Consider the following 8,194-nt stretch of genomic DNA (forward strand, 5'->3'; position numbering starts at 1 on the left):
TGCCGGCCCGGAGCGGGCCGGCGGGCTCATGTCACCGGTGCGCCACGCAGGCGGGCGAGCGGGACGTCGGCGTCGGCGACCGCGCGTCGCACCAGGGTGACATAGTCACGGACGAAGGTGTCCGCCCACAGCGGATCGAACTCGGCCCGGGAACACAACAGCAACGCGGAGAGTTGGTCGCCCTGCGGCACCACCACGAACTCCAGCGCGAAACGCCGCCGTTCGAGCTGGGCCTCCATGTCGTCCAGTTCCTCACCGGCCATGTCCGCCCGGGTCATCAGGCTGCCGAGCAGCTGGAACAGCACGTCGTCGGTGCGTCCGGTGCCGCCCGCCACGGTGTCCGGCGGGAGCAACTGGTGCGGCAGGTCCTGGTGCCGCATCGCGTCCATCACCGTCGTGCGGGCCTGGGCGATCAGCTCGCTCAGCGTGGTGTCCGGCGTGAAGCGTTCCCGAAGCAACACCATGCTGGCGAAGAAGCCCACCGTGTCGCGCACCTGTGGCTGCGAACGGTTGGCGAACAGCGAGGCCACGGTGAGGTCGTCGGCGCCGGTCTCGGCGTACAGCAGGGCGTAGAACACCGCCAGCGTGACCGGGAAGAGCGTGGTGCGGTGCCGGCGGGCGAGCTGCCGCAGGGCGGCGGTGGTATCGGCGTCCACGTAGTGCTCGACCGAGATCCACGGCGGTTCGCCGTCGGGCACCGGACGCCGCCGGCGGGCCGGCAGTTCCACCAGGCGCGCGCCGGTCAGCTTGCCGGTCCAGTAGTCGGTGAGCCGGGTCAGGTTCGCGCCGGAGAGCTGGTCGGCCTGCCAGCGGGCCCACTGCGCGTACTGCCACTGCGGGGCGGGCAGGTCGACCGTCTCGCCGGTCTCGACGGCGTACAGGGACCGCAGGTCGCGGGCGAGCAACGCGTTGGAGTAGTCGTCGGAGCAGTAGTGGTGCAGGGTGAGCACCACCAGGTGGTGCTCCGCGTCGAGCCGGACCACCCGGGGCCGCAGCGGCCATACCGAGGCGTCGACCCCGGTGGCGACCTCGGTGGCGACGATCTCCCGGGCGGCGGCACCCGGGTCGGCCTCGGCCGACACGTCGGTCACCGGCACCGGCACCGGGCGCGGCACGTGGATCTGCTGGCGCATCCGGCGACCGCGCGGGTACGTGGTCCGCAGCGGCTCGTGCCGGGCGGTCAGGGCGGCCACCGCCCGGGTCATCGCCTCGTGGTCGTACGGGCCACGCAGGCGCCACAGCACCTGTTCGTTGAGAGCGCTGTCCCGACCCCGGTAGTGGTCCATCAGGGCCAGGAGGCGTTGACCGACGGAAGCGGGTTCCTCACGCACGAGCTCAGCCACGGACCGAGCCTAGAACAGCCCGTGGACCTTGTCGACTGTGTCGCTAGATGTATGTAGGGTCTTGCCGCCCGGCAGGCTCTCCCGGATAGTGCTCTGTATGCGAGCCGAGACCGCGCGTCCTCACCTGTCCGCGGCGTTCCTGGCGACCCAGGACGACCCGTACCCGGCGTACGCGCGACTGCGCGAACGCGGCCCGCTGTCCCGCGCCGAGTTGGGCCAGTGGCTGGTCACCGGGCACTCCCTGGTCACCACGCTGCTACGCGACAACCGGCTGGAGAGCCGGATGCCGCCGGAGTACACCCGGATCACCCTCGGGGACGGGCCGGGCGCGGACTTCCTGGACCGGATCGTGCTGACCCGTACCCCGCCGGACCACACCCGACTGCGGCGGTTCATCGGTCGGGCGCTCGGCACCCCGGTGGCGCGCCGGCTGACCGGACACATCGGTGCGGCGGCCGACGCGCTGCTCGACCCCGCGCTGGAACGCGGCACCCTCGACGTGGTGACCGACCTCGCGGTGCCGTTGCCGGTCGGGGTGGTGTGCGACCTGATCGGGATCCCGACCTCGGACCGGCCCGAAGTACTGACCCGGGTGATCTCGCTGGCCAAGGTGTTCGACGCGGCGAACCTCACCCCGTCCGACCTGCACGACATCAACGCCGCGCTGCCCTGGCTGCACGACTACCTCGGCGGGCTGCTCTCCGCCCGTCGCGACGAGCCCGGGGGGCCGACGCTGGCCGGGATGTACTGGGAGGAGTCGGCGACCGACCGGCTGGCCGTGGCGGACTTCGTCGACAACATGCTGTTCCTGTTCCACGCCGGCTTCGAGACCACCATGGGCCTGGTCTCCAACGGCGTCGCGGCGCTGCTCGCGCACCCGGACCAACTGCGCCGGCTGCGCGCCGACCCGGGCCTGGTGCCCGTCGCGGTGGAGGAGTTCCTGCGGTACGACGCGCCGATCCAGAACGTCATCCGGGTGGCCCGCGAACACGTCGAGGTGGAGGGTGTGAAGATCCGGGCGGGTCGGACGGTCCTGTTGCTGCTCGGCGCCGCCAACCGGGACGCTTCCGTGTTCGCCGACGCCGAGCGCCTCGACGTCGGTCGTGACCCCAACCCGCACCTCGGTTTCGGCGGCGGGTTGCACCACTGCCTCGGCACCGCGATGGCCCGGCTGATGTCGGTGATCGTTTTCGAGCGGATCGTGCGGTCGGTGGAGATCCTCGGTCCGGCGGGTCCGGCGGTCCGGCGTCGACACGCCAGCCTGCGTTCGTACGACCAACTGCCGTTGCTGGTACGACCGCGCTGACCCCGGGTGTGTCGGCTGTCTGCGCCGGAGTCGGCTGGGTAGGGTGGATGTCGTCTGTCGACATCAGGAGGATCCGAATGTCCGATGTGGTCGCACCGGTGATCCCCTTCCTGCGCTACCGGGACCCGGGTGCCGCCATCGACTGGCTCTGCTCCGCCTTCGGGTTCACGCTGCTGGAGAAGACGACCGGCGGCGAGGGCCAGGTGGTGCACGCCGAGTTGCGGTGGGGCATCGGCACGTTCCAGCTCGGTCCGGCCGGCTCGTCGAGCCTACCCATGGCCAGCCCCCGGGACCTGCCCCTGACCAGCCAGGGCGTCTACGTCTACGTCGGTGACGCCGTCGACGCCCACCACGACCGGGCGGTGGCGGCCGGCGCCGAGGTGGTCATGCCCCTCACCGACACCGACTACGGATCGCGGGAGTACGTGGCCCGTGACCTCGAGGGTCACCTGTGGGGTTTCGGCAGCTACGCGCCGAAGCTCGACTGACCGTCGGCTTCTTGTCGTCCGCCGGACGCAAAGAGCACATAGAGTGATTGTTCGTCCTGACAGTCTCGCCGTATCGACTCCGAGGAGTGACCCATGGCCGATTCCTCCGTGCCGCCCACCGTCGCCCCCTACATCGCCTACGAGAACCCGGCAAAGGCCATCGAATGGCTGGTGAACACGTTCGGTTTCACCACGCTCGGGGTCTTCGACGACGGGCAGGGCAACGTCTACCACGCCGAGCTGAAGATCGGTGACCACGGTCTGATCATGATCAACCCGGCCAACGGCGACCTGCGGCTCGGCGAGCCCCGGGCGCTCGGTGCCGCCACCGCCGGCACGTTCCTCCGGGTCGAGACCGACACCGAGGTGGACGCCCTGCACGAGCGCGCGGTCGCCGGCGGTGCCGAGATCCTGCTCGCGCCGGAGAGCAAGCCGCACGACTCGTACGAGTTCACCTGCCAGGACCCGCAGGGCCACGTGTGGACCATCGCGACCTACCGGACCGCGCTCGGCTGACCCACGACACACCGCGGCCCCGGTGCCCCCGTTCTCGACGGCGGCACCGGGGCCGCGGTTCATGTCGGCCGCACCCGGTCAGCGGCGCGGCAGCAGGAAGCTTCCCAACAGGGCCAGCGCGAAGCTGATCACGCTGAACCAGAGCGTGCCGACCATGGCCCGCTGGAAGCTGATCTGACTGGCCTCGAACGACCGCTCTTCGATCACCTGGACGGCCCGGTCACCGCCACCGGCGGCCACGGTCGCACTGTCGCAACCGGCCGGGGGCAGTGTCGGGTCGGCGGCGCCGAGCTGGGTGCTCACGCAGTCCCGGAACCGTTGCCCGATCTGCTCGGCCTGGCCCTCGGCGACACCGACGGCGACCAGGTCCGCGCGCAGACGCGGTCCCACGTCGTCGGTGGCGGTGGGTGCGCTGGCCGCGATCAGGCTGAAGAACAGCGTGCCGCAGGCGGCGATGCCGAGCGTCACGCCGATCTGGTAGTTGGCGTTCACCACCCCGGAGGCCGACCCGGCCTGATGACCGGGCACGTCGTGCAACGAGTACCCCATCAGCGGCGGGAAGGTCATACCCATGCCGGCGCCGCCGATGAACATCGGCACGAGCAGCTGCCAGATGGTCACCTGCGGGGTGCTGTCGATCACCCACATGAACCAGAACATGCTGGCGATCAGCAGCACCAACCCGATCTGCAGGCCCACCCGGCCGAGCCTCGGCGTGATCCACCGGGCGGAGAGCCAGCCGAGCAACGGCACCGCGATGTCCCAGGGCAGACCGGCCAACCCGGCGCGCAGGATGCTGTAGCCCACGCCGATCTGCACGTAGATCGTGATGACCAGGAAGAACGACATCACGGCGCCCTGGAAGAGGAAGACCACCACCAGGCCGGAGCTGAACGAGCGGTGCCGGAACAGCGACAGCGGCACCAGGGGCGACTCGGTGCGGGAACGCTGGTGCAGCACGAACAGCGCGAACACCACCAGACCGGCGACCATCATGCCGTACGTCCACAGCGGCCAGCCGTGCTCACGCCCCTGCACCAGCGGATAGACGATCAGCATCACCGCAGCCGTGATCAGGGTCGCGCCGACCACGTCGAGCCGTTCCCCGCGGTTGCGCTCGGACTCGGGCAGCAGCGCCCGCGCGGCGAAGAACGCCGCGATGCCGATCGGGACGTTGACCAGGAAGATCATGCGCCAGCCCAGGCCGCCCACGTTCGCGGTGGTCAGCAGCGCGCCGACCAGGGGGCCGCCGACCGTGCCGAAGGCGAGCGCGGCGCTGAGCGCGGCGAACGCCCGGCCGCGTTCCTTGGGTGCGTAGAGCAACTGGATCAAGGTGTAGACCTGCGGCACCATCACCGCGCCCATGGCGCCCTGGAGGAAGCGCAGCACGATGAGCTGCTCAGGCGACTGCGCCATGCCGGCGAGCAGCGAGGTGAAGGTGAAGCCGGCGACACCGATGAGGAACATCCGGCGTACGCCGATGATGTCACCGAGCCGACCGGAAATGATCAGCATCGAGGCGAAGGCGAGCGCGTAGCCGGCCACCAGCCACTGCATGGTGGAGGCGGTGGCGTTGATGCCGTCCCGGATCGACGGCAGGGCCACGTTGACGATGGTGATGTCGAGCAGGTCCAGGACGAACCCGGTGAGCACCACGATGAGGGCGAGGGTGCGCTTGCGACCGGTGACCGGAGGAACGAACTCGTCGGGTGGCGTCGCGGCCGGCGCAGGTGCCGACACCGTGTCGGTGTCGGTTCCTGGCGACGTGCGAGTGTCGTCAGACATCAGATCCCTCTCCTGGGGGGTTCGGTGGACGTGACGGTGGCGGGTGCGTCCCCGGTGTCCGGCAACGGACGGAGATCACCCGATCGCGTTAGGTCAGCAACTTATTGGAAATGTGTGTCGATGCGAAACCCGCCACACCGGAGCGGATCGGGTCGAGCAGTGAATTGCCGTCGTGAGTGGACACCACAAGGGGTCCACCGAGACTCGCCAGTGCGGCGGCGTACCCGGTGGGGGCATCCAGGTCGACCAGGTGCGGCCGGGCGGCGGGACGGGACGGACCCGCCCAGCGCCGCAGCCGGGCCGGCTGGTCCGGTGCGGTCACCGTGATCGTGGCCGGGTCGACGGTCAGGCCGTCCCCGGTGGCCTTGACCAGTGCCTCCTTCCTGGTCCAGTAGCGGATGAAGGCGGCCGTGCGGTCCCGGGCGTCGGTGGCCGCGACCACCGCGCGCTCGACCGGCGACAGCGCGCGCCACGGGAGGTCGCGCCCGCGTACCGCGATCCGCTCGACGTCCACGCCGACCTCGGTCCGGGAGGCGAACGCCACCGCACACCAGTGCCCGGAGTGCGCGACGGAGAACGACACCGGTGCGGCGGGTGCGCGCAGTACCGGCTTGCCGTGCGGCCCGCCGCACTGTCGGCACACCGCCTCGAAGCGCAGCTCGCTCGCCGTGGTGCCGAGCATCCCGGCGAGCACCGACCGGGTCAGCGCCCGGGCGGTGAGGTGTGTCGCGCGCGAGTGCGGATCGGTGAACCCGGCGTGCCGGTCGCGTTCCGGCGCGGACAGCAGGGCGATCAGACGCTCGTCGTCCGGTGACCCGACCTCGGCCCACCAGACCTGGCAGGTGCCCTCCCCGGGCGGGCCGGTCGCCATCGCGGGTGCCACCCTCTCCGCCGGTCACCACCGCTGCCTGACCGGCCGTCATGCCGTCGTATGTGGAGCCTATTGCAAGTAGCATGTTCTTTCTACTGTACGTATCCGTGTCGGCTTGTTACCTTGGCGTCGGCACGGACTCGTGTGGCGGTGCCGGACAACTCCGTCGAACAGGGGAGACCCAGATTGGGCGTCGAGGCCGAACACACACGACCCTTCACCCGGGACGGTATGCGGGACGACATCGCGGCCGTCCTCGGTGAGCCACCCGGCACGGTCGCGGACGACGCCGACCTGCTTCAGCTCGGTCTCGACTCGATCGGCGTGATGCGGTTGGTCGCTCGGTGGCATCAGCGTGGCGTGCCGGTGAGCTTCGCGGAGCTGGTCGAGGGACGCACCCTGGACGACTGGTGGCGGATGGTCGCCGAGCGGGCACCGGCCGACGCGGTCGTCCCCGACGCGCCGCCGCTGACCGTCGTCGACGCGGACGAACCCTTCGACCTGGCCGCGATGCAACACGCGTACTGGGTGGGACGCGGCGACGGCCAGGCCCTCGGCGGCGTCGGCGCGCACTTCTACAACGAGTTCGACGGCAGCGGGGTGGACCCGGACCGGCTCGACACCGCGGTCCGGGCACTGCTGCGCCGGCACGGGATGCTGCGCGCCCGCTTCGACGACGACGGCCGCCAGCGGATCCTGCCGACGAGCCCCTGGCCCGGCCTGACCGTGCACGACCTGCGGGCCCTCGACCACGCGCAGGCCGAGCGGACCCTGCTCGACCTGCGCGACCGGCTGTCGCACCGGCGGTTGGACGTGGCCCGTGGCGAGGTCTTCGACGTGCAACTCTCGCTGCTGCCCGACGGCGGTACGCGCTGCCACGTGCACATCGAGATGCTGGTGGCCGACGCGCACAGCTTCCGGATCCTGATGTCGGAACTCGCCCGCCTCTATCAGGACCCGGACGCCGAGCTGCCCCCGATCGGGCTGGACTACCCGAGCTACCTGGCGACCCTGCGTCGACGCCGGGTCGGCGAGCGGGACGCCGACCAGGCGTACTGGCAGGCCCGGCTGCCCGAGCTGCCCGGCCCGCCGGAGCTGCCGCTGGCCGTCGATCCGCAGCAGGTCAGCGGCCAGCGGGTGGTCCGACACCACCACTGGGTCGCTGCCGAGCAGGTCGAGCGACTGACCCGCCGCGCCCGGACGTACGGGTTGACCCTGCCGGTGCTGTTCCTGGCCGCCTTCGGTCACGTGCTGGGTCGGTGGAGCTCCGCCGGGCGGTTCCTGCTCAACCTGCCGCTCTACGACCGGCAGCCGGTGCACCCCGACGTCGCACACCTGGTCGGTGACTTCACCAACCTGCTGCTGCTGGAGGTGGACACCACCGCCGAGTGTGACTTCGCGGCCTTCGCCCGTACGGTCCAGGAGCGGCTGCGCGCCGACGCCGCCCACCCCGGCTACACCGGAGTGGACGTGCTGCGGGACCTGACCCGGCTGCGCGGCGGTACGCCCGTCGGCGCCCCGGTGGTCTTCACCAGCGCGCTCAGCCTCGGCGAACTCTTCGACGGCGAGGTACGCGAGAGCTTCGGCGCGCCCGGTTGGACCATGTCGCAGACCCCGCAGGTGTGGCTGGACGTGCAGGTCACCGAGCGTGAGCACGGCCTCTTCGTGAACTGGGACTGCGTCGAGGAGCTCTTCCCGGCCGGGCTGGTCGGCGAGATGTTCGACGCGTACCTGCGCATCCTCGACTGGCTGCTCGACGACGACGCCGACTGGGCCGCGTACCCGCCGGAGCTGCTGCCGGAGCGGACCCGGCAGGTCCGCGCGGCGGCCAACGACACGGCCCGTCCGATCCGTCGTCGCCGCCTGCACGACGACGTCTTCGCCC

General features: G+C 70.9%; 7 protein-coding genes. 4 read left to right on the forward strand and 3 right to left on the reverse strand.

Annotated features, from left to right (window positions below; all coding sequences use genetic code 11):
• Nucleotides 1-26: 26 nt before the first annotated feature.
• Nucleotides 27-1,286 carry a condensation domain-containing protein gene (locus EYA84_RS21005; protein ID WP_131054766.1) on the reverse strand — a complete coding sequence of 420 codons (1,260 nt, stop codon included), beginning with the start codon at nt 1,284-1,286 and terminating at the stop codon, nt 27-29.
• A gap of 154 nt (nt 1,287-1,440) precedes the next feature.
• On the opposite strand from EYA84_RS21005, the gene EYA84_RS21010 reads away from it, so the two are divergent.
• The 3 genes from EYA84_RS21010 (at nt 1,441) to EYA84_RS21020 (ending at nt 3,653) form a co-directional block, all read left to right on the forward strand.
• Nucleotides 1,441-2,649 (forward strand): cytochrome P450, encoded by a 1,209-nt coding sequence (locus tag EYA84_RS21010; RefSeq protein WP_131054761.1) that lies wholly within the window; start codon nt 1,441-1,443, stop codon nt 2,647-2,649.
• A 77-nt stretch (nt 2,650-2,726) separates the two neighbouring features.
• Nucleotides 2,727-3,137: a VOC family protein gene (locus tag EYA84_RS21015; protein WP_131054762.1), complete on the forward strand. Its 411-nt coding sequence runs from the start codon at nt 2,727-2,729 to the stop codon at nt 3,135-3,137.
• A 93-nt stretch (nt 3,138-3,230) separates the two neighbouring features.
• Nucleotides 3,231-3,653: a VOC family protein gene (locus tag EYA84_RS21020; RefSeq protein WP_131054763.1), complete on the forward strand. Its 423-nt coding sequence runs from the start codon at nt 3,231-3,233 to the stop codon at nt 3,651-3,653.
• A gap of 78 nt (nt 3,654-3,731) precedes the next feature.
• Here EYA84_RS21020 and EYA84_RS21025 read toward each other — a convergent pair whose 3' ends face one another.
• Together EYA84_RS21025 and EYA84_RS21030 are read right to left on the reverse strand one after the other, a co-directional pair.
• Nucleotides 3,732-5,438 carry an MFS transporter gene (locus EYA84_RS21025; RefSeq protein WP_131054764.1) on the reverse strand — a complete coding sequence of 569 codons (1,707 nt, stop codon included), beginning with the start codon at nt 5,436-5,438 and terminating at the stop codon, nt 3,732-3,734.
• Between the two features lie 88 nt (nt 5,439-5,526).
• Nucleotides 5,527-6,309 (reverse strand): 4'-phosphopantetheinyl transferase superfamily protein, encoded by a 783-nt coding sequence (locus EYA84_RS21030; RefSeq protein ID WP_131054765.1) that lies wholly within the window; start codon nt 6,307-6,309, stop codon nt 5,527-5,529.
• A gap of 231 nt (nt 6,310-6,540) precedes the next feature.
• Here EYA84_RS21030 and EYA84_RS21035 point away from each other — a divergent pair.
• The coding region (locus EYA84_RS21035; RefSeq protein ID WP_236145881.1) for a condensation domain-containing protein at nt 6,541-8,194 on the forward strand (1,654 nt) is incomplete at its 3' end.

The organism is Verrucosispora sp. SN26_14.1 (genome assembly GCF_004307965.1).
In the GTDB taxonomy this organism is placed as follows: Bacteria; Actinomycetota; Actinomycetes; order Mycobacteriales; family Micromonosporaceae; genus Micromonospora.

Coding starts and splice junctions, on each gene's coding strand:
- EYA84_RS21030 (WP_131054765.1), bottom strand. CDS start 6,309: ATGGCGACCGGCCCGCCCGGGGAGGGCACCTGCCAGGTCTGGTGGGCC.
- EYA84_RS21010 (WP_131054761.1), top strand. CDS start 1,441: ATGCGAGCCGAGACCGCGCGTCCTCACCTGTCCGCGGCGTTCCTGGCG.
- EYA84_RS21020 (WP_131054763.1), top strand. CDS start 3,231: ATGGCCGATTCCTCCGTGCCGCCCACCGTCGCCCCCTACATCGCCTAC.
- EYA84_RS21005 (WP_131054766.1), bottom strand. CDS start 1,286: ATGGACCACTACCGGGGTCGGGACAGCGCTCTCAACGAACAGGTGCTG.
- EYA84_RS21025 (WP_131054764.1), bottom strand. CDS start 5,438: ATGTCTGACGACACTCGCACGTCGCCAGGAACCGACACCGACACGGTG.
- EYA84_RS21015 (WP_131054762.1), top strand. CDS start 2,727: ATGTCCGATGTGGTCGCACCGGTGATCCCCTTCCTGCGCTACCGGGAC.